The following is a 22671-nucleotide window of genomic DNA, read 5'->3' as shown; positions in this document are numbered from 1 at the left end:
ATACAAGTATACAGTTATAAAAAAAGGATTTTGGAACTTGTTTGGCGAACTTATATAATAATTCCTAATCGTTAAGGGGTGTACATTATGGAAGTATTAAGAGTATCAACAAAATCCAATCCAAATTCTGTAGCAGGAGCTTTAGCAGGAGTATTAAGAGAAAAAGGAACAGCAGAATTACAAGCAGTAGGTGCAGGAGCATTAAATCAAGCAGTAAAAGCAGTAGCTATAGCACGTGGCTTTGTGGCACCTAGTGGCATTGATTTAGTTTGTGTACCAGCTTTTGCTGATATAGAAATCGATGGCGAAGAAAGAACTGCAATAAAATTGATCATTGAATCAAGATGAAGTCGTATGAGTACATAGACTAAATTATTCATATTTGCTAATTACTTTTTAGGTTAAGTTGAATTTTAAGACAGGGTATGTCTAAGGTTTAGTAATTTATTTATTGAGCTTTAGACATACTTTGCGTTTAAGGACAATAACCATTATAATTATATATAATATGAAATAATAACTGTATTTTTAAAATATATTGTTGATAAAAAACGAAAAATTCTAAAAATATGTTAATTAAGTAGCTTAATATTGATAAAAAGGAGCATAAGATATGGATGTTATTGCGTTAGTAGGACCAAGTGGAACAGGAAAATCCCATAGAGCATTAATGGTAGCAAGACAAAATAAAGCTGATGCCATTATAGATGATGGGATTTTGATAAAAGACAATAAAATCATAGCAGGTCATTCTGCGAAAAGAGAAGCAAGTAAAATCATGGCGATAAGACGAGCTGTTTTTGTAGTGCCTGGACATGCCGAAGAAGTGAGAAATGCTATAGAAAAAGAACAGCCAAATAGAATTTTGATTTTAGGCACTTCTGAAAATATGGTGCATCGCATTGACAAAGCTTTGAATTTGCCACCAATTAGCAAAATTATCAATATAGCAGATATTGCTACAAAAGCAGAAATGGCAAAAGCTCAATTTTATCGCAATCGTGAAGGTAAACATATCATTCCTGTACCAACTATTGAGTTAAAACCACATTTTTCAGGTTATTTGATAGACCCAATACAATCATTTTTTAAAAAATCAAGTACAAAACGCCGTCGTTTAGGTGAAAAATCCATAGTACGACCAATTTTTAGTTATTATGGAAGACTTATCATAGATGATGCTGCAATTTTATCCATTATTAAGCATATTGCTAAGGATAAAGATTTTGATTTTAAAGCTTCACATATACATGTTGACCATGTTTGGGAAAAAGGTGAAGATAAAGGTATAAAAGTTTCTTTTGAAGTAGTTTTAAATTATGGAAGTCATATTCCAACAATGATACAAGGCATACAAAAGAAAATAAAAGAAGTCGTAGAATATATGACAGGTATGTTTGTGCATGATGTGGATATTGTAGTCAAAGGATTGAAATTTAAATAAAATATTGTATCGATACAATATTGACTTTTTTCGTATTTTAATTGACTTTTAACTAATAGATATCTATAATTTTAAATAAATTTTTTATTCTATTAGATAAAGGTGATAATATGGCATTAGAGAATTATAAAGCATTGACTATAGCAGGTTCTGATACTTCTGGTGGAGCTGGCATGGAAGCCGATTTAAAGACTTTTGAAGAGATGGGCGTTTATGGAATGGTGGCACTAACTGTAATTGTGGCACAAAATCCAAAAGATTGGGCTCATGATATCTTTCCTATAGATTTGCCTACTATTGAACGTCAGATTGCAACTGTTGGCGAAGGTATTGGCATTAATGCCATGAAAACAGGTATGTTAGGTTCAGCTGCTCTTGTAGAATTAGTAGCAAAATCCATAGATAAATATAATTTTAAAAATGTAGTAATCGATCCTGTAATGGTTTGTAAAGGCATCGATGCTATCATGGTACCAGAAGCAGCCGAAGCAATAAAATCTTTATTGGTGAAAAAAGCTGATGTAATAACACCAAATACAGTAGAGTCCGCTTATCTTGCAGGTATGGAAAAAGTGGAAACTGTAGAAGATATTAAAGAAGCTTGTGTAAAAATCAATAAACTCGGTGCGAAAAATGTCATTATAAAATCTGGTAGTCGCGTAGATGGCGATTATATGGTAGATGTGTTATTTGATGGTAAAGAATTTACTATCCAGAAAAAAGCTAAGATGAAAAATATCTATAATAGCGGTGCTGGTTGCACTTTCTCTGCAGCAATAACAGCAGGACTTGCTAAAGGTTTAGATATCCATCAAGCTTTTGAAAATGCTCAAAATTTCATTGATAGAGCTGTAGCAAATTCATTTAAATTGAATGAGTTTACAGGAGCATTAGCTCATTGGCAAACAAGATAAATAAGTAAAATAAAAAGTATCTTTTTCTGACTTATATTTCAGTTAGAAAAAGATACTTTTTTTATTTATATTTAATTGAAATTAGCGCGCAATAAAGCTATTTCTTGAGCATATCCATCATGGTCATTTGGTGTTTCTAAAATAAATGGCAAATGTTTCAATTGTGGGTGGTTTATAATTTTTATGATAGCATCAAGACCTATTTTACCTTGACCGATTTTTTCATGGCGGTCTTTATGAGTGTTTAAGTCATTTTTACTGTCATTTAAATGTATAGCTTTTAATTTATCAAGACCGATTATTTTATCAAAATCGGCTAGGACATCATCTAAATTATTTACAATATCATAACCGCCGTCCCAAATATGACAAGTATCAAAGCATACACCTATTTTATCTTGTAAATTAATACGCTCGATAATTGCTTGGAGTTCAGCAAAAGTTTTGCCAACTTCAGTGCCCTTTCCTGCCATAGTTTCTAATAAAACAGTAGTCTGTTGCTCAGGCCACATCACTTCATTTAAGCAATCACTGATAGCTTTGGTGGCAAAATCTATGCCTTGCCCTAAATGATTTCCTGGGTGGAAATTATAATAATTATGAGGCAACTTTTCCATGCGAAGTAAATCGTCAGCAATTGTTTGGCGAGCAAATTCGCGTACTTCTTCGCGATTGGAACATGGATTTAATGTATAAGGTGCATGAGCTACTAATTTATGGAATTTATATTGTTTGGCTAGTGCTAAAAATTGTTGAACATCATTATCGTCTATATCTTTGGCTTTGCTACCACGAGGATTTCTAGTAAAAAAAGAAAATGTATTAGCATTTAAACTTAAAGCTTCTTTACCCATTTGTAAAAAACCTTTTGAAGAAGATAAATGGTTACCTATATATAAAATAAAAATCACTCCTATAATTTAAATTAATTAAAAATAAATATTAGTTAATATATATTATATCATAGCTAAAATGTTTTTTAAATTAACAGGATTTTTTTATTTATATAGTGAATTAATAAATTAGTAATTAAATAGAAAAAGAGGGATACAAATGGAAAAGGCAAAAACTTTATTAGAGATAGCGCGAATTATAAGCGGTAATGACGATGATGTATTAGCGGAAATAGAAGAGAGTATCGATAATATAGAAGCATATGCACAAGAGCATTTAGAAGAGTTTGAAGAGCGTAATATCAGTATAAAATATGATTCTGTAGAAGATTTGCAATGGCTAGTTACAGTGAATATTTTAGTCAGAAATAATTATGTAATGCAAATACAAGAAGATTGTAGTATTACTGATTTTGGTTGGAGCCTGAAAAGTTTGCGAACTTTTAAAGAATATAATCTAGCTTTGGATAGTAAGTTTGAAGAAGAAGATTATGAAATAGATAAATATGACTATAATGAAGATGATGAGTACGATTATTATAATGAAGAAATGGACTTTATTGATGATGAAAATATTATAAATTGGTGTAAATATCTTGATAGTAAATGGTTTGATGAAGATATTTGCATTGGTATGATAGATTTAAGTCCAGATATTTTCACTTTATTTTTAGCATCAGAAGAAAATCTTGAAGACTTAGAAGATTTGGCTGATAGTCTAGGAAAAGTAATATCTACAGTATATTAAAATGAATTTTAGGGCATAATAAAAGACACTAGATTATTTCTAGTGTCTTTATTTTAGTAGATTTAATTATTATTTCGTTCTGTTTGGCTTACTGCGATAGTTACAGCAGCATCACCTGTAATATTAAGACAAGTACGGATCATATCTAATACACGGTCAATACCAGCAACGAGTGCAAGACCTTCCATAGGAAGACCTACAGTCTGTAATACGAGTGCAAGCATGATAACACCAGCACCTGGAACACCAGCAGTACCTACAGAAGCAAGTGTACCAGTTAAGACGATCATAAGCATTTGACCTGCTGTTAAATCGATACCATAAACATTAGCGATAAAGATAGCACAAACACCTTGATAAATAGCTGTTCCGTCCATATTGATAGTTGCGCCTAAAGGAAGTACGAAGCTAGCAATGGATTTATTAGCGCCAAGATTTTCTGTACAGTTTTTCATATTTACAGGAAGTGCAGCAGCGGAGCTACAAGTTGTGAAACCTAAGAGCATTGTTTCTGTCATACCTTTAAAGAATTTCAAAGGACTCATTTTACCAAGTGTAGAAACGATGGAAGAGTATACAACAAGTGTATGAATGATACAACCGATATAAACAGTAACGATAACGGATAAAAGTGGTAATAAAACTTTTGGACCATTAGCAGCAACTACTGGTACTAAAAGAGCAAATACACCATAAGGTGCAAGATTCATAATCATGGAGATTAATTTATAACTTACTTCTGCTAAGGAATCAAAGAATGTGAGAAGTGGCTGACCTTTTTTGCCTACAGCAGTGATACCAATACCAATAGCTAATGCAAACACAATGAGAGGAAGCATATCAGCTTTTGCCATAGTCATGATAGGATTAGATGGTATCATACCAACTAAAACGTCCATAAAACCAGGAGCTTCTTTAATATCAGGAGCTTTTTCAGCTACTAAATCCATACCTAAACCAGGTTGTAAAACAGAAGCTAAACCAAGGGCAATGATAAGAGCAACAGCAGTTGTTACTAAATATAACAAAATAACTTTGATACCAATGCGACCAAGTTTTTTTGTATCGCCTAGACTAGCAACACCACAAACTAAAGATGCTAATACTACAGGTACAATAATCATTTTGATTAAATTGATGAACATTGTACCAAATGGCGCAAGATAAGCTTTGAGCCATGGTAAATTTTCTTCGCCAAGGATAAGACCAACAATTACGGATAAGATTAAAGAGATGAAAATTTTTACAGATAAGTTCATATCCAAAACTCCTTTATGTAAAATTTATTTTCTAAGAAATATGAATGATAAATAAAAAAGGCTCTTAGAAAAAATACTTGTATATTATATAAAATATTTTTTTTGTTTACAATATTTTTAGCTAATGAATAAAAAAATATATTAAAGTACAAAATAAAAAGACAAGCCAAATGACTTGTCTTTTTAGAAGAGATTTTTTATTTTAAATTATCAATAGCAGATTGTTCAATAGCAAGACCGTTGCGATATCTAGTCATGAATGTTTCAAAACCTTCGATACCTTCTTTTGTTGGAGCAATAGTTTCGGCAACGCTATTTTTGAATACTTTAGTGCTTAAATATTCATCAAGAGATAAGTTTTCTTTATTATTCATATAATCAGCTAAGAGTGCAATACCCCACGCACCGCCTTCGCCTGCTGTTTCCATAACTGTTACAGGAGCGCCGATAGCATTAGCCATGATTGTTTGACCTACGCCTTTAGTTTTAAATAAGCCACCATGACCTAAAATTTGTTCGATAGTAACATTTTCTTCTTTTGTTAAAATATCTAAGCCAGTTTTCATAGCGCCAAGAGCTGTAGAAAGATGTACACGAATGAAGTTTGCTAAATTGAATTTGCTGTCGGATTTACGAACAAATAATGGACGACCTTCAGTAAAGCCTGTGATATGTTCACCAGAATGATAGCAATAAGCAAGTAAGCCACCGCAGTCAGCATCGCCTTCTAAAGCTTTATTATATAATGTGGAGAATAATTCATTAGCATCTACTTTTACGCCAAAGCTAGTGAGGCATTCATGGAAGAGGCTAATCCAGCTATTTAAATCTGTTGTACAGTTATTGGAATGAGCCATAGCTACTAAATCACCAGCAGGAGTAGTAACCATATCAAGTTCTTCATAAACTTTGGATAAATCACGTTCAAGAACAATCATAGCGAATACAGAAGTACCAGCAGATACATTACCTGTACGTTTTGTAACTGTATTTGTAGCTACCATACCAGTACCAGCATCACCTTCTGGTGGGCACATAGGAGTACCAGCTTGGAGTGTTCCTGTTGGATCGAGAAGTTTTGCACCTTCAGCAGTTAAATAGCCTGCATTTTCACCAGCAACTAAAACTTTTGGTAAAATTTCACGGATAGACCATGGATAATTTTTATCAACGATATGTGCATCGAAATCAGCAAGCATTTTTTCATTGTAATCTTTAGTATTGATATCGATTGGGAACATACCAGAAGCATCACCGATACCGAGTACTTTTTCACCAGATAATTTCCAATGAACAAAACCAGCTAATGTAGTGAAGAATTTAATTTTATCTACATGTTCTTCATTGTTTAAAATTGCCTGATAAAGATGAGCAATGCTAAATCTTTGAGGAACATTGTAATTGAATAATTTAATTAATTCATGAGAAGCTTGACCTGTGATATTGTTTCTCCAAGTGCGGAATGGTACAAGTAAAGTATCTTTTTCGTCAAAAGCAAGATAGCCATGCATCATTGCACTGAAACCAAGACCAGCTAATTTAGTGATAGTAACGCCATATTTTGCTTTTACTTCTTCAACTAAATTTTTATAACAACCTTGAAGACCAGCCCAGATTTCTTCTTCGCTATAAGTCCAAATGCCATCGATAAGACTGTTTTCCCAGTCATAAGCACCAACAGCAATTGGTTCGTGGTCAGTATTAATTAATACTGCTTTAATACGAGTGGAACCAAATTCAATACCAAGAGTAGTTAAACCCTGTTCAATATTAGATTTAATCATTTCATTTGTTTGCATATTATAGAACCTCCGCACATATATTAATATTTATTAAGATTTTTGCAAAGTTGTATGATAAATATTTGATTTATCTATATTATATAGTATATTATAAATTATTTCAATTTTTTTAATAATTTATAACGACTTTCATAACAAAATCTATTATATATCAATATTCTAAGAAATAAAAGGGATTTTGTTAAATTTTAATAAATAATTTTTTTATTCAAAGAAGATTTTTATTATATGTACATGTTTATTTCATCTTATAAGTTGTATGATAATATATTGTTTTAATAGTTTTATAAGAAAATTAGTATTATAAATTATTGTGATAAAATATTTGTAAAAAATAATAATTATTTGTTAGTTTTTGTGATGAAGTCACTGAACTATGATTGAAAATCATTTATAATAAAATCATCAAGTGAGATAACTTATAGAATTATTCAGTTTGGAGGCAAAAATAATGTTAGTACATGCAGATGCAAATGCTTTTAATAAATTATTAGAAAATAAAGGGACTTTTGTAGTAGATTTCTTCGCTACATGGTGTGGCCCTTGTAAAATGTTGGGTGCTGTACTTGAAAAAGTAGCTCCAGAATATGATTTTGATATTTTAAAAATAGATATTGATGAAAATGTAAAACTTGCTGAAGAATATGAAGTAATGGTAGTACCTACTTTATTATTCGTAAAAGATGGCGAAATTATTCATCGTGAATCTGGCTTCTTCTCTAAAGATAAATTTAGAGCTTTAATAGATGCTTATTTAAAATAAAAACCTCAAAATACCAAAACCCCTTTTTATAATCCTGTACAAGATAAAAGCTGTAGTTTTTAAACTACAGCTTTTGTTTTTTATTTATGTCTTAGTTTTTGTAATTCAAGTCCTTCTTTTCCTGTTATTTCTTCAATGCTTAATTCTAAAATGCAAGTGCGTTTGATGTAGGTTGTTATTTCTTCTAGTCCTTCTGTAAAATAATCAGCAGAAAATTTACGGATAAATTCTTCTAGGATTATTTGTTTATCATTTTCAGCTGTGATTTCTTTAATAGTGCCAAAAACTATGACACTAGAATAAGCCGTAGTGAATTTTTCCGGAATGACAGTATCTTGATTTATAACACAAAAAGAAGCTTTATTATTTTGACGGACAATATCTAATTTGCGACCTACATTGGCACAGTGAAAATAGATTTTGTCATTGAGATATACATAGTTTAAAGGAACGGTATAAGGAAAAGATTTTTCATCGCAAAGTGCTAAAATACCATGAGTTTTTTGTTTTAGAATAGCTATATTTTCTGATGAAGGTAAAGCTTGTTTAAATCTACGCATAACAAATCTCCTTTAAGATAATAAATTAATATACATTAGTGCCATCAAAATGAGGTACAAATTTAGTCGTAGCTGTTTTGCCTTGTTGGATATAGCAATTTTTAAAGCCTAAATCAAGTGCATAATCTACAACTTTATCATATTCAAAAGTCGTCAATTTACGTTTTAGTTTAGGGTGTGTAAGTGCTTTATACATAGGCGTATATTGGTTCATAAGGCTAAGATAAACATCATCATGATATTTTTCCCAGATATATTTTACGATTTTCGTACTTTCTTTATAATACCATGGCAAGATTAAATGGCGAATGATGACGCCTTTTTGCATGATATTATCTTTAAATTGTGGTTTACCTACAAGTTCAAACATTTTATCAATGGCTTCTTTGACTACTTGAGGATAATCAGGAGCATGGGAAAATTCTTTGGCTGTATCTGGTGAGTAGTATTTAAAATCAGGTAAGAATATATCAATATAGTCTTTGAGCATTTCTAAAACTTCAACTCGTTCATAGCCACTTGTATTATAGACTACAGGAATAGATAGACCTTGTTTTTTTGCTAATTTTAGAGCTTCAATTATTTGTAAAACGTAATGAGTTGGTGTTACTAATTCTAAACAGTGGGCATTACGAGCTTGTTGTTCTAAAAAAATTTGAGCTAAACGTTCAATAGTTACAGGAAATCCTTTACCTTCAGTGCTGATTTCGTGATTTTGGCAGAAGATACATCTCATATTACAATGAGAGAAAAAAACCGTGCCTGCTCCATTTGTTCCGGATAGGCACGGTTCTTCCCATTGATGTAAGGATACGAGAGCAATTTCCACTTTATCACTAGCATGACAGACACCATAATTTTTAGTGCGGTCAACATGGCATAAACGAGGGCAAAGTGTACAATTTTGCATATCCATAAAAAAACACCTTTTACTTAATGATTTGCTAATTTAAAAATAGCATAGACGTCTTGATAATTTAATGGTGAAAAATTGCCAATGGTTTTTGTATTATTATCTGTACACATTGAAGTGAGATAAGTCAATTCTTCATCAGTTAATGTTTTTCCTACTAATTGGCTGATATTTATAGGTAAGTTTAAACTAGTGAAGAAGTCTTCAAAATGTTTGATAGTTTCAAGGGCAATAGTTTCATCAGTTTTATTTAATGTATCAATATTAAATAAGATTTTTCCTAGATGACAAAAACGCTGAACATCTTTTTGATAGATATATCTAGCCCATGATGACCAGATAGCAGTCAATGAGGCTCCATGAGTAGCGTTATATTTAGCACTTAATTCATGACCAAATTTATGTACACTAAAATCTTTAGTGCGACCAAGACCTGTTATATCATTGTGGGATAAAGAACCAGCATACATAATTTCACTATGAGCAATATAATTTGTAGGCTCATTTATCATGATTGGCGCTTGCGTGATGACATCTTTTAAAAGACCTTCAGCTATATAATCTGTAAGATAATTATTTTGTTCTTTGGCAAAATAACGTTCTAATGTATGCATTAAAATATCGGCAATACCACAGGCTTTTTGATAATTTGGGGCACTGTAAGTTAATTGAGGGTTCATAATAGCAAAACATGGACGATTAAATGGCGTACTAAGACCACGTTTTTGCCCTGTTTGTTCGTTAGTTAAAACAGCAGAATCACTTGTTTCACTACCGGCAGCAGCTAAAGTAACAATGCTACCCATAGGAGTAGTATTAGTCAAGGTTATTTTTTTTGTCCAAATATCCCAAATATCATTTTGTGGATATTTCAGGCCATGTGCAATGGCTTTAGCTGTATCGATGACAGAACCGCCACCGATAGCTAAGACAAAATCAATATTAGCTTGATATGCTTTTTTTACAGCATCATTTACAAAGCGAACAACAGGATTTGGTTGAACGCCACCTAAGGTCATATAAGATAAATTATCGTTGGATAATTGTTGACAAATTTTATCAAGTAGTCCAGAACGTTTTACTGAGCCACCGCCGTATACTATTAATACATTATGACCATTGTATTTTTTGATTAATGAAGCAGTGGATAATTCACTATCTTTGCCAAAAATAATTTCTGTAGGACAGTAAAATTTAAATTTTTCCATAATAAAACCTCAACAAAATTAATTTTGAAGAATATCAGAAACAACTATATCAGATAATGAAGAAACGATTTTATCAGCACGAGATAAATCTTGTGGACCAGAATTTGGATTATCATAAGCGATACAATAAGCGCCAGCATCTTTAGCTGCCATAATACCAGCAGTAGCATCTTCAATTACTACGCAATCAGCTGGTGTAAAGCCTAAAGCTTTAGCTGTTAACTGATAAATTGCAGGATTTGGCTTGCTAGCAGGAAGTTCTGCACCACTTAAAATATATTCAAAACAATCCATTAAGCCGAATTTTGTTAAAACTGCATTGATAACTTTTCTATCAGCAGAAGAAGCTAAAGCTACAGGAATACCTTCGCTGTGTAATTGATAAAGTAAATCTAAAACGCCATCAATAGGATAGATGGAATTACTTTCTTGAATATATTCTAAATAAATGCGATGTTTATAATCGACCATTTCTTGAATAGAAACGGGAGTTGTAGCAAATTTGGCAAAATCTGTAAAAAATGCTTTGGCAGAACGACCAACATAGGCTACACAATCTTCCATACTACAAGGGATACCAAAATGTGTTAAAGTGCGTATTTTCATATCAGCATGAATGGATTCACTATCGATTATGACTCCGTCCATATCAAAAATAACTGCTTTCAATTAGGTGCTCCTCCATTTTATATATTAATATTGTAAGTAATTTTACACTTACAATAACTTAGCATATCATTCAAAATCTAAAACTGCAAGGATATTTAAGTATATTTATGATTATTCATGGTTAAATTTATCAATTATGAAATTTTGAAAACGATGGGCAGCAAGAGAAAGTGGTTTATTAGCATACCATGCAAGACCGATATCACGAGTGCATTTAGGATTATCTACAGAAATAAATTTTATATCGAGATGTTCCATTCCAGGAATTTTAGGCACGAGTGAAACACCTAAATTAGCTGCTACTAAACTAGCTACAGTAACAATTTCATCACCTTCAAAACGTATTTTAGGACGAATAGAAGCTACTTCAAAGATATGTTCAGTTTTAGTGCGTAAACCATACATTGGTTTTAAAGTAATAAATGGTTCGCTAGCAACTTCTGTGATATTTATAGAACTGCGATGAGCAAGTGGATGAGTTGAAGGAACGATGATGAATAATTCTTCTGTCAATAATGGAACCCAAGCGATGTCTTCAGAATTTATTGGAGAACTGCAAAGGCATAAATCGGACTCTCCTTTGAATAATTGTTTTGATAATAAGAAAGAATGATTTTGACTAAGGCGAAACTGTATTTTAGGATAGATTTTACGAAACTCTTTTAATAATTCTGGCACAAGATATACACCTAAAGAGTGCATAAAAGATAAATTTACAACTCCGCTATCTGGTTCAGCCATATTAGTTATATCTTGGCGGGCAGTTTCTAATTCTTGTAAGATACGTTCAGCATAAGTTAAAAATGTTTGACCATATTGAGTTAAATTTACTTTACGGCTATCTCTGATGAAAAGAGGTATATTTAAATCTTTTTCTAAGCGACTGATTGAACGACTAAGTGCTGGCTGAGACACATTCAGAGATTTTGCTGCTTTAGTAAAGTTTTTTATATGGGCTAGAGCAACAAAATATTCTAGTTGATTTAATTCCATAAAAAAGCCTCCAAATCCAAACTAATGGTAGTATTTCTAATGTGAATACTTTATATTTGATTATATTATAAGCTAGATTTGATATTTTGTATAATTATATGAGGCAAATATTGACAATAAATTTAAAATATTTTATCATAAAAGAAAATTGATGCTGATATAGCTCAGTTGGTAGAGCAATGTATTCGTAATACATGGGTCGCAGGTTCAAATCCTGTTATCAGCTCCATTTTGACAGATAATATAATTAAAACTATAACAAAAAGCTACTTTACAATAATTATTATAATGAGTAGCTTTTTTTGTTTAAATACTTGCAGTTGAATTTTTTCTGTGGTATTATGTGGTTCGTAACAAACAATAGTGAACAGTATCAATATATATTAATAATTTGAACTGTATCTTAGTTGTTTAATTTTAAATAAAATAATTTAATAAGGTAAAATTTAAAAAGAAAAAAGACGCTTGGATCACTATGACCGAGACGAACTTGCAGAATTTTAAATATAAAATATAGTTGATGGATTTTTTTGCTATGAAATCAAATCAATTATATTTAATCAATAGGGAAAGTGCATTTCGTGTCGAGATGTACTTTTTTTGTGCTTTTATGTAAGTTCATTATAGTCTCTTTTTGTTTGTTATAAGAACATTAAAGGAGAAGAAAAAAATGATTTTATGTCAAGATGTGGCTAAATTACGTGAATTAGTCGCTAATTTTAAGAAGGAAAACAAATCTATTGGTTTGGTACCAACTATGGGAGCATTGCATGAAGGTCATGCTTCACTTATTAATGCTTCAGCAAAAGAAAATGATATTACAATCGTCAGTGTGTTTGTAAATCCTACTCAGTTTGGACCAAATGAAGATTATGAAGCTTATCCTCGTACTTTGGAAAATGACTGCATAGTGGCACAAAATGCAGGAGCAGATGTAGTATTTGCACCAAAAAATAAAGATTTATATCCTAATGAAGATATGACATGGGTAGAAGTTACAGGTGATATCACAAAAGTTTTATGTGGCAGAACAAGACCTATTCATTTCCGTGGAGTTACTACAGTAGTTAGTAAATTATTTAATTTATCTCGAGCAGATAGAGCATATTTTGGCTTAAAAGATGCTCAGCAAACAGAAGTTTTACGCCGTATGGTAGATGATTTATTTTTCAATGTAGAACTTCGCATTATGCCTATCGTTCGTGAAGCTGATGGACTTGCAAAAAGTTCAAGAAATACTTATTTATCTACAGAAGAAAGAAAATCTGCGTTGATTTTATCTAAGAGTTTAAAATTGGCAAAAGAAGCATTTACTAATGGTCAAAGAGATGTAGAAGCTATATTAAATTTAGTAAAAGATACTATACAGTCTGAAAAAACAAGTCAAATTGATTATGTAGAAATGTATAAATTGCCAGGATTAAAACCAGTAGGAAATAAAATTGAAGGCAGAGTATTATTAGCTTTAGCTGTAAAATTTGGTACAACTCGTTTAATAGATAATGTCATTTTGGAGGATAAATAATAATGTTATATAATATGTTTCATGGAAAAATTCATCGTGCTACAGTAACTCAAGCAAATTTAGAATATATGGGAAGCATCACTATTGATGAAGAGTTGTTAGAGCTTGCAGGTATTTTACCAGGAGAAAGAGTACAAGTAGTAAATAATAACAATGGTGCTAGATTAGAAACTTATACAATTGCAGGTAAACGTGGTAGCGGTGTAATTTGTTTAAATGGAGCAGCAGCACGTAAAGCACAAGTTGGCGATACAGTTATTATTATTGCTTATGCTATGATGACAAAAGAAGAAGCTCAAAATTTAGTACCTGATGTAGTCATGGTTGATGAACATAATCGACCAGTAAGAGTACGCGGTACAGAACTTGAAGGCGAAATTGGTTAATATATAATATTATTTTAAATAGAGTTTTATAAAACAATTAAAAATAGGTTGAGCATGGATTTATGAAAATAAAGTCTAAAGTGCTTAACCTATTTTTTTTTAGTTTATTGCTATATAATAAAATTTAGCAATTTATGATGGAGATGATTTTGGTGAAATTAATAACTTTAGCAGGGCCACCATCTGTGGGCAAAACTTCTGTAATTTTGCGATTAATAGAAGTGTTACATAAAGAAAAACAAAAAGCAGGCGTCATTAAATTCGATTGTTTGACGACTTTTGATAAAGAACCGTATGAAAAAGCGAATATACCGATACAGATTGGTTTATCAGGAAAATTTTGTCCAGACCATTTTTTTATTAGCAATATTGAAGAAGCTGTAGCTTGGGGAAAAAGTCAAAATTTAGATTATTTGATTACCGAAAGTGCAGGTCTTTGCAATCGCTGTTCACCATATATTCAAGATGTATTGGCTATTGGTGTAATAGATTGCTTATCAGGGATTAATACACCGAGAAAAATTGGGCCAATGGTGAAATTTGCAGATGTAATAGTCATCACTAAAGGAGATATTATTTCTCAAGCTGAACGTGAAGTATTTATGTATAATGTCTATCAAGCAAATCCTAAGGCACAAGTTATTTTTATCAATGGCATAACTGGTCAAGGTGCATTTATGTTGAAAAAATATATAAATAAAGTTGAAGATATAGATACATTAGAAGGAAAAAAATTGCGTTTTACTTCGCCAGCTGCTGTATGTTCATATTGTACAGATGAAATGCGTATTGGTGAAAAATATCAATTGGGCATGACTAAGAAAATGGAATTTAATTGATTAGGTGGAAATTATGGATTTTAAAGAATTTGTAGAAACTCATACAATTGGAGAAATAAAAAAAGCGTATCCTCAAATCAAAGATTATTTGGATAATACAGGTCTATGGAATTTGCCAGATGATTTGACTTTTGCTAAGGCTTTTGAAGATATAGATGAAGAAGATTTATGGCAAGTTGGTATTCGTGATGGCAATATTGCTGATGAACTAAAAAAATATCTTTCAGCTATGCAAAATTTAGAAAATAAAGATGAAGTAAAAGTACATAAATTAACCATTAATGGTGGCAAAAATAAATTGGGCGAAGCTGAAAATATCCAAGTAGAGATTTTTGCAGGGCAAGTAATAAGTATTGTAGGGCCAACAGGTTCTGGGAAAAGTAGATTACTTGCAGATATTGAATGTTTAGCACAAGAAGATACACCGACAAAACGACAGATTTTAATTGATGATGAAATTTTAGATGATGAAGCTAGATTTAATTTAGAAGGAAAATTAGTAGCTCAATTATCACAAAATATGAATTTTATCATGGATATTACTGTAGAAGATTTTTTAACTATGCATGCTAAAGTTCGTTTAGGCAAAGAAATAGAAAATGAAAAGGCTATAATCGCTAAATGTTTTTCTATGGCAAATGAATTAGCTGGCGAAAAATTTACTTTAGATACGAAAGTAACTCAATTATCTGGTGGTCAATCAAGGGCTTTGATGATAGCGGATGTGGCATGTATCAGCAGTTCACCGATTGTATTGATTGATGAAATTGAAAATGCAGGGATAGATAGACAAAAAGCGATAAAATGCTTAGCTAAAAGTGAAAAAATCGTCATTATGTCCACGCATGATCCATTATTGGCTTTAAATGCAGATAAACGCATAGTGATAAAAAATGGCGGAATTAGTAAAATTATAGAAACAACAGCAAAGGAAAAAGCTTGCATTGAAGAAATTCGCCAATTGGATGAAACTTTATTAAATATTAGAAGTAGATTGCGACTAGGTGAATTGATCGAAAATATACGTTAATATTTAATATAATAAATATAATGAAGATAAAAGAGGTTAGTGTTTTGAGATTTTTATTGAGTTCTATTGTTATTTGTTTGGGGATTATTTTTAGTAATATATTAAATGTAGAGGCTAGAATACCTTATACATATTTAAATATAGGAGGACTTACTCCTGACCAACAGATAGATTCTTGCTTTTATGTATATGGTAGACCAACAGCAAATTTGGCAGTGCGAAATTGCAATGGTTTTAATATAAATGAAGTAACTTATAATAGCGAATTAATGGTTTATTATATAAATGGCGGATATAATGAAAATGGCAGAATTAGAGCGATAATCTGCAATGAAGATAATATCACTACTAATTTGGGGATAAGAGTGGGCATGAACAAAAATGATGTATTATATGCTTATGGTGATCCTGATAGAAATTATATAGAAACACAAGGGACTACTTGGTGCTATTTAGCCGATAGTGAAGACCATCCGAATATGCCACTATATTTTTTCTTTGATAATAGAGATGTTATCAAGACTATTGTTGTTGGTGATATAGGATATTATTATTGATAATTTTTATAATAATATTGAACTTGAATGTTGTTTAGTTATTAAATTATTAGATAAGTTACAATAAGAAATTAGAGCTTTTAGGATTAATTTCCTAAAGGCTCTTTTATTATTTTTGTATAAATTTATACATATTGTTTTTTATAATATTTTGGATGAGAAAAAATGTATTTTTTTAGATTAAATATATACTATTAGTGAATAAATTGACTTTAATAGTTTATAGATAAATATGCTTTAAAGTAGGATAATTATTTAAGGAGGTTTGTTTATGAATAGTGAATTAGATAATAGATTGATAGGTATAAATATTGCTTATTATAGGAAATTAAAAAAATATACACAGATGGAATTAGCACAAGAAACTAATATTAGTTTAAGTTATATGGCAAAGATAGAAAGTGGTTTAGTAACAGGATGTGTATCTTTACCAGTATTGTATAGAATATCTAAGATTTTGGAAGTGAGTTTAGATAAGTTAGTTAATAAAAATTGATGTGAAGAAAATGAATATATTTTCAATATTCAAAAGAATGGAATATATATACGTATTACAGAAAAAAGAGACTCGTTCATTAAGTATGAGAAAACTACAGCTAGACAACTGTCCTAGAAAAAATGATAAAAAACATAGTTGGCTAATTAAAGATTAGATTAATTTTAGGAGGAATAAATAAATGGGATTTTCAGGTTTAGATATTCTAGGAACTATTGCTCAAGTAGCAGTAGAAGCATGGGATTCAAGTAATAAAAAAGAAATTGAGTTGGAACGATTAAAAAATGAACGTACAGAAACATTGGTTAAAGGCGGAGCGATAGTGGCTGGTATTGCGGCTACAGCTTTTGTAGCTAAAAAGCTTATTGATAAAAGCGATAATATAAAAATTAATACACCTAATGTATCAATAGAAGCACAATCTAAAAATGCTTTACCTAATAAAACTGAAGATAGTTTACTTATAGATTACGATACAGTTTGGTTTGATAGAAAACAAAATCAGTTAGGTGCAGATTTAATAAATCAAAAAGATGACAGTATTGATAAAGTGATTTATCAAATAAAAGGAATAGGTGGAAAAGCTTATCAAATTTATGAAAGTATTAATAATAGTGATTGGAAAAATATAGGTATTATAGATTGGGCTAAGATGTCTATATCTGATTTAGGAAAACCTGAGAATGGTGGACCAATATTTGCAGAAATAGCAAAAACAGCATTTAGAAGACCACAAAAACAAATACAATATTAATAAAATGAGAGGTAGAAGTTATGTTAAAATTTTGTCCTAATTGTGGAGCTAAAATATTAAAGAATGGCAAATTTTGTCATGAATGTGGATATTCTCTTCAGGAATTTAATAATGAATCTATAATAACTGAAAAAGATATTATAGATGATACTAAAGAAGATATTATTATTGATAATGATGGTGGAGACTTTTTTGGAGATTTTGCTCAAGTACAACAAGAAGAAGATATTAAAAATGATAAGTTAGCTGAAAAATTAGAAAGATTATTTGTTAATTATAAAATGAGTGAGTTTATTGATAAAATTAACGATATTGAAAATGCTGATAGTCCAAGATTGGCTTATTTAGCAGCAATGATTTTAGAATATGGCTATGATCAAATAAAAGAAGATGGTGAATCGGCATTCAATATATTAGCTCAATTAAGTGATGAGGGTTATGTATTAGCAGATTTACATTTAATAGGTTCGGGTTTTTATAATATTAATGAAGAGTATATTCCTATCTTAAATAAAAATATATTATCTCAAATTGATGAATTAGAAAAATCTGAAGATCCTTTTATTATATATGAGGTTGCAAATTATTATTGTTCTGAGAACTCCGAAAAGATAAACTACAATAAAGCTATGAAATTATATCAAAAAGCTGCTAGTAAAGGTTATTGGAAAGCTTTAGTTTTTTTAGGATATATATATTTATCAGGAGAATGTCATCAATCAGCTAATATAAATAAAGCTGTTGAATATTATGAAAAAGCAGCAGTTAAAGGTGAAAGAAATGCTGCATTAATGTTAGGACGTTTATATTATTTTGAAAAATTTTTACCTAAAAATATTAATAAAGCAAAACAATGGTATTTAGTAGCTGCTGAACAAAATGAAGAAGAAGCCTTAAATGAATTGGCTAATATATTTTTGAGTGAACATAATTACTATAAAGCTATTGAATATTATGAAAGGAATATTCGAATTAATAATTCTAGTTTAGCAGCTAGTTGTTTAGCGGGTGTATATTTAGGTCTTAATGAGGAATATTCAGATTTTAATAAAGATGAGAACAAAGGTATTTCTTTATTAAAGAAAGCTTTAGAATTTGATCCAAATAATGGAGATGCTTTATGTATTTTTGGTGTATGTTATGCCATTGGTGTAGGTGTTGAAGAAAATGCATCGATTGCTAGAGATTATTTAAATAAAGCTATATCAGTAGGTAATGATGAAGTTAAAACAGTAGCGAAAGATGTTCTTAAAAATTTGAATGAATCTCAAAAAGAAAATGAATCAGAAGGCTGTTTTATTACTACAGCTGTATGTGATAGTTTTAATAAGCCAGATGATTGTTATGAATTAACTATGTTTAGACATTTTCGTGATGATTGGTTGAAATATCAACCTGATGGAAGAAAACTTATTGAAGAATATTATATTATTGCACCTAAAATTGTAGAAAAAATTAATAGTCTTGAAAATGCTAAAGAAATTTATGAAAGTATTTGGGATAACTATTTGAAAAAATGTTTATATTATCTTGAAAAAACAAATAGAAAATCTTGTAAGAATGTTTATATAAATATGGTAAATAACTTAAAAAAATATATTTATAATTAACGAATATAATTATATAGATAAAAAATATATAAATAAAAGTTAAAAGGATGATTTTACTTGTATTTATTAAAATATAGCATCAGTTTAATAATGTTCATATCAATTTTAAATTTATATGTTCCATTAGCACAGGCAGATGTATCAGATGTAACAGATATAGCTACAAATGCTGTATCAAGTGTAATAAGTACAGATAATGAAGAATTAAAGAATGATATACTAGATATGTTAAAAAATGAAACTCATAAACAAGAATTAGAAAAATATATAATAGAAACAAGACCTATTATTGAAAGTTATCAATTAAAAATTGAACTAGCTGAAAATTTAGCTTATGTAAGCGAAAAATATATACCATTAATAGGCGGAATTATTTCTAGTGCTATAATGGAAGGTGTATTTTATTTTTATGAAAATGACTTAAGTAATATGGCTAAGTCTGATATAGCTAAAAAGTTTAATGAATTAAGAAATAATAGCATTGACTATACTAAAGATTTGATAGCTAGAGCAATTTCATATGAAATTGAAATACAAGAAGATAAATCTAAAATTAATAATATGGACATTTCGACAACTATAAATTTAGGTATTAAATTTCAACAAAAAACAAATGCGATAAGTTATATGGAAGAAATAATACGTGATTCTGGAATAAATTATGATATTATTGATACAGGATGTGTTAATAATATGGGGGTTTAAATTAGTATATTTTGTATAATAAAGATAGAGTTTAGTTTAATAATAGATTGTATATCTTTACTAATATTGTATAAGATTTTTAGAATTTTAGAAGTAAGTTTAGATAAGTTAGTTGGTAAAAATTGATAAAAATAGCAGGTATTATATATTATTACCTGCTATTTTTGTTAATATATATTTATAAATTTATTTGATAGAAGGTTAATATATGAGTGATTTTGTCAAGCAGTTTATAAATGATAAATATAAACAAATAGATATATGGAAGGAGAGCGATAAGAGTAAGATTGTTTTGGCATATGATGAGTCAGATAGACAAGTATATGTTATAAAATATCTAAAAAATAAAGATGTTCCTTATCAGGAATTGAAAAAAATAGATAATAGGATACTTCCTAGGATTTATTATATTTTTGATGGTGATGAAGAAATAATTTTAGTAGAAGAATATATCTGTGGTATAACTTTAAATGAATTAATAGAGCAAAAAAAGTATATATCCGATGAAGAGATACAAGATATTTTAGTACAATTATGTAAAGGATTGAAGAATTTACATCAGAGGGACATTATTCATCGTGATATAAATTTGAATAATATTATGCTTACAAATGATGGTGTTGTTAAGTTGGTGGATTTTGATACAGTGCGTATTTTTAAGTATGACCAGAATTTTGACACGACATATTTGGGGACAAAAGGTTTTGCACCGCCAGAACAATATGGTTTTAGTCAAACTGATGCTAGAACAGATATATATGCTTTAGGTATGACGATAAAAAAATTACAACCTAAATCTAATTTACTGCAAAAGATAATAGCTAAAGCAACACAATTAGATCCAGAAAATCGCTATCAATATGTAGAGGAAATTTTAAATGAAATTGAAGATGAATATAAATTTGAGCAAAAACAGAATAAATTGACTTTAAAGCAAATAGAAATAATGTTGAATGATAAATTTAACTTATTTGAAATACCTATGCCTGTACAAGAAAAAGATTATCCGTTTGATTTTAATAAGATACCTTTTTATACTCCAATCAGTATGGTTGATGATTTAGATTATGAAAGTGTAGAAGAAGCTCAAAAGGCTATGATAGAGGATTTTGAGAACAATGTATTTTCGTTGATGAAAGAATATATCAAGGATATATTAGAAACATATAAAATCTATCAGTTAAAGAAATATTATACGTACTATGAAAATGAGCAGAATTATTATTTTAAGGTAAATAAAGAAATAGAGCGTATTATAAATTTAATGGTAAAGCGATTTAAATTGGATTTGCCGGAGTATTTAAAGCATTTTAATTATGTGCCTAGTTTTACTAGATTTTCAGGAAAACAAGATGAACAGATGTATCATCTTTGGCAGTTAAAGCATTTAGAAGAAACAAATTATGTAGAAGAGATAAAAAGAGAATTTAAAGATAGAACATTAGCTTATGATGTTGAGCGATTTTTTATATATGTAACGCAATACTTAAAAAAAGATATAAATTTAGAAGAATTGACGATAATTGATGACAAGACAAATGAAGAAAAAAAGGTCTATCATTTTAATTTTGATACTTTAGCACAATGTTTTTTTGATGAATTAATGAAAAGCACTGATTTTATCATTAAAGATAATCCTTTTTTACAAGAAGATGTAGAAGGCGTATTGATTAAATATTATTTACCAGAATTAAAAGAGGCTTTAAAAGCCAAGACTAATGAAATCATGACGTTTTTAAAAGAATATAACTAAATTTAAATTATGATAAATAGCCTTAGATATTAGTATCTTAAAGGCTATTTTTTTATGTAAAATGGCTTAAATTGTTACTATTAATACGAAAAAGCAGTTAAATTATCCCTATGGGACAACAAAGAAAGTTCTATTTTTATTATATTGTTATTAAAGATTAATACATATTATAAAAGGAGCGAATATTTATGTTTAAGTATTGTACAAATTGTGGTAGCAAGATGCCAGCGGATAATTTATTTTGTACTAATTGTGGTATGAAATTTAATCAAGAAAATAATTATAATGTAAATCCACAAAATAATTTTACTACTCCAGTGCAAAATACTAACTATCAGCAAAATGCGAATAGAATGGTTAATACTAATATGCAGATGAGAGCACAGAATAATTATCCAAGTGCAAATAATTATCAGCAAAGTCAGATGCAACAACATAATCAAATGATAAATAATCAAGCAATGAATAATAATCAAATGGGTATGAACGAATTTAACATAGGTAAAAATTATTTGCAAATGAATATGCCATTGCCAAATTATGCACAAGCGATAAATTATTTGCAAAAAGCAGTGAATATGGGAGTAAAAGAAGCTTCTATTTATTTGATGATTGCACATCTTTATCAAAACATTGATATGTTGAAACAAAATAGTATGTATATAGCAGAACATACAAATGGAATGAACTATAATCAGCCAATGCAAAATGCAAATTATGGTAATAATTTCGCAAATGGATTAAATGGTAATTTGATGGCAAATAATTTTAACCATACTGAGCAAGAAGTCTCCTACCTCTAAGGTAGTGAGATGAATTGCTCCTTAGGAGATTGACTGGATATATGTTT

24 protein-coding genes and 1 tRNA gene are annotated in these 22671 nt (G+C 29.8%); 17 read left to right on the top strand and 8 right to left on the bottom strand.

Annotated elements, in window-relative coordinates:
• Window positions 1-87 precede the first annotated feature (87 nt).
• The 3 genes from AC5LAX_RS09915 to thiD all read left to right on the top strand — a co-directional run bounded on the left by AC5LAX_RS09915 (window position 88) and on the right by thiD (window position 2358).
• On the top strand, window positions 88-348 hold the full coding sequence (locus AC5LAX_RS09915; protein WP_008539893.1) for a stage V sporulation protein S: 261 nt from the start codon (window positions 88-90) through the stop codon (window positions 346-348).
• Window positions 349-613: 265 nt separating this feature from the next.
• Complete coding sequence (locus tag AC5LAX_RS09910) at window positions 614-1444, top strand: Asp23/Gls24 family envelope stress response protein (RefSeq protein ID WP_008539895.1); 831 nt, start codon at window positions 614-616, stop codon at window positions 1442-1444.
• A gap of 110 nt (window positions 1445-1554) precedes the next feature.
• Entirely contained in the window at window positions 1555-2358 is an 804-nt protein-coding gene (gene thiD, locus AC5LAX_RS09905; protein ID WP_288909390.1) for a bifunctional hydroxymethylpyrimidine kinase/phosphomethylpyrimidine kinase, read from the top strand.
• Window positions 2359-2429: 71 nt separating this feature from the next.
• Here the strand turns inward: thiD and AC5LAX_RS09900 are convergent, their stop codons facing one another.
• Entirely contained in the window at window positions 2430-3260 is an 831-nt protein-coding gene (locus tag AC5LAX_RS09900) for a deoxyribonuclease IV (protein ID WP_288909393.1), read from the bottom strand.
• A gap of 151 nt (window positions 3261-3411) precedes the next feature.
• Between AC5LAX_RS09900 and AC5LAX_RS09895 the strand changes: the two genes are divergently transcribed.
• On the top strand, window positions 3412-3999 hold the full coding sequence (locus AC5LAX_RS09895; protein WP_008539901.1) for a DUF6630 family protein: 588 nt from the start codon (window positions 3412-3414) through the stop codon (window positions 3997-3999).
• 62 nt (window positions 4000-4061) lie between these two features.
• On the opposite strand, the gene AC5LAX_RS09890 is transcribed toward AC5LAX_RS09895, so the two are convergent.
• Entirely contained in the window at window positions 4062-5258 is a 1197-nt protein-coding gene (locus AC5LAX_RS09890) for a dicarboxylate/amino acid:cation symporter (RefSeq protein WP_288909389.1), read from the bottom strand.
• Window positions 5259-5455: 197 nt separating this feature from the next.
• Entirely contained in the window at window positions 5456-7057 is a 1602-nt protein-coding gene (locus tag AC5LAX_RS09885) for a xylulokinase (RefSeq protein WP_288909388.1), read from the bottom strand.
• A 454-nt stretch (window positions 7058-7511) separates the two neighbouring features.
• Here AC5LAX_RS09885 and AC5LAX_RS09880 point away from each other — a divergent pair, with 454 nt between their 5' ends.
• Window positions 7512-7823, top strand: coding sequence for a thioredoxin family protein (locus AC5LAX_RS09880; protein WP_118204607.1), 312 nt, complete (start codon window positions 7512-7514; stop codon window positions 7821-7823).
• An 80-nt stretch (window positions 7824-7903) separates the two neighbouring features.
• Here AC5LAX_RS09880 and AC5LAX_RS09875 read toward each other — a convergent pair whose 3' ends face one another.
• From AC5LAX_RS09875 to AC5LAX_RS09855, 5 genes are all read right to left on the bottom strand, one after another.
• Entirely contained in the window at window positions 7904-8383 is a 480-nt protein-coding gene (locus AC5LAX_RS09875; protein ID WP_288909387.1) for a pyridoxamine 5'-phosphate oxidase family protein, read from the bottom strand.
• Between the two features lie 25 nt (window positions 8384-8408).
• Window positions 8409-9299, bottom strand: coding sequence for a radical SAM protein (locus AC5LAX_RS09870; protein WP_288909386.1), 891 nt, complete (start codon window positions 9297-9299; stop codon window positions 8409-8411).
• A 17-nt stretch (window positions 9300-9316) separates the two neighbouring features.
• Window positions 9317-10504: an iron-containing alcohol dehydrogenase gene (locus AC5LAX_RS09865; RefSeq protein WP_288909385.1), complete on the bottom strand. Its 1188-nt coding sequence runs from the start codon at window positions 10502-10504 to the stop codon at window positions 9317-9319.
• A gap of 18 nt (window positions 10505-10522) precedes the next feature.
• Window positions 10523-11173: an HAD family hydrolase gene (locus tag AC5LAX_RS09860; RefSeq protein ID WP_288909384.1), complete on the bottom strand. Its 651-nt coding sequence runs from the start codon at window positions 11171-11173 to the stop codon at window positions 10523-10525.
• 111 nt (window positions 11174-11284) lie between these two features.
• Window positions 11285-12166: a LysR family transcriptional regulator gene (locus AC5LAX_RS09855; RefSeq protein WP_019000119.1), complete on the bottom strand. Its 882-nt coding sequence runs from the start codon at window positions 12164-12166 to the stop codon at window positions 11285-11287.
• Between the two features lie 153 nt (window positions 12167-12319).
• Here AC5LAX_RS09855 and AC5LAX_RS09850 point away from each other — a divergent pair.
• From AC5LAX_RS09850 to AC5LAX_RS09795, 12 genes are all read left to right on the top strand, one after another.
• A tRNA-Thr gene (locus tag AC5LAX_RS09850) sits at window positions 12320-12395 on the top strand.
• 441 nt (window positions 12396-12836) lie between these two features.
• On the top strand, window positions 12837-13691 hold the full coding sequence (gene panC, locus AC5LAX_RS09845) for a pantoate--beta-alanine ligase (RefSeq protein ID WP_288909383.1): 855 nt from the start codon (window positions 12837-12839) through the stop codon (window positions 13689-13691).
• Window positions 13692-13693: 2 nt separating this feature from the next.
• Window positions 13694-14077 carry an aspartate 1-decarboxylase gene (panD, locus tag AC5LAX_RS09840; protein ID WP_008539924.1) on the top strand — a complete coding sequence of 128 codons (384 nt, stop codon included), beginning with the start codon at window positions 13694-13696 and terminating at the stop codon, window positions 14075-14077.
• 152 nt (window positions 14078-14229) lie between these two features.
• Window positions 14230-14916 (top strand): GTP-binding protein, encoded by a 687-nt coding sequence (locus AC5LAX_RS09835; protein WP_288909382.1) that lies wholly within the window; start codon window positions 14230-14232, stop codon window positions 14914-14916.
• 13 nt (window positions 14917-14929) lie between these two features.
• Entirely contained in the window at window positions 14930-15946 is a 1017-nt protein-coding gene (locus AC5LAX_RS09830; RefSeq protein ID WP_288909381.1) for an ATP-binding cassette domain-containing protein, read from the top strand.
• Window positions 15947-15990: 44 nt separating this feature from the next.
• On the top strand, window positions 15991-16503 hold the full coding sequence (locus tag AC5LAX_RS09825) for a hypothetical protein (RefSeq protein WP_288909380.1): 513 nt from the start codon (window positions 15991-15993) through the stop codon (window positions 16501-16503).
• A gap of 271 nt (window positions 16504-16774) precedes the next feature.
• Window positions 16775-16999: a helix-turn-helix domain-containing protein gene (locus AC5LAX_RS09820; RefSeq protein ID WP_115152023.1), complete on the top strand. Its 225-nt coding sequence runs from the start codon at window positions 16775-16777 to the stop codon at window positions 16997-16999.
• 181 nt (window positions 17000-17180) lie between these two features.
• A complete protein-coding gene (locus AC5LAX_RS09815; protein WP_115152022.1) occupies window positions 17181-17753 on the top strand; it encodes a hypothetical protein in 573 nt (190 codons plus the stop codon).
• A gap of 20 nt (window positions 17754-17773) precedes the next feature.
• On the top strand, window positions 17774-19363 hold the full coding sequence (locus AC5LAX_RS09810; RefSeq protein ID WP_288909379.1) for a CFI-box-CTERM domain-containing protein: 1590 nt from the start codon (window positions 17774-17776) through the stop codon (window positions 19361-19363).
• A 90-nt stretch (window positions 19364-19453) separates the two neighbouring features.
• Entirely contained in the window at window positions 19454-20068 is a 615-nt protein-coding gene (locus AC5LAX_RS09805) for a hypothetical protein (RefSeq protein ID WP_147277750.1), read from the top strand.
• Between the two features lie 208 nt (window positions 20069-20276).
• Window positions 20277-21821 (top strand): serine/threonine-protein kinase, encoded by a 1545-nt coding sequence (locus tag AC5LAX_RS09800; protein ID WP_288909378.1) that lies wholly within the window; start codon window positions 20277-20279, stop codon window positions 21819-21821.
• Between the two features lie 188 nt (window positions 21822-22009).
• On the top strand, window positions 22010-22624 hold the full coding sequence (locus AC5LAX_RS09795; protein WP_288909377.1) for a zinc-ribbon domain-containing protein: 615 nt from the start codon (window positions 22010-22012) through the stop codon (window positions 22622-22624).
• The last annotated feature ends 47 nt before the right edge of the window (window positions 22625-22671 follow it).

This window comes from Megamonas sp., assembly GCF_986095205.1.
Note: the sequence above shows the minus strand (reverse complement) of the source record. Positions and strands in the feature narration are given on the sequence as shown.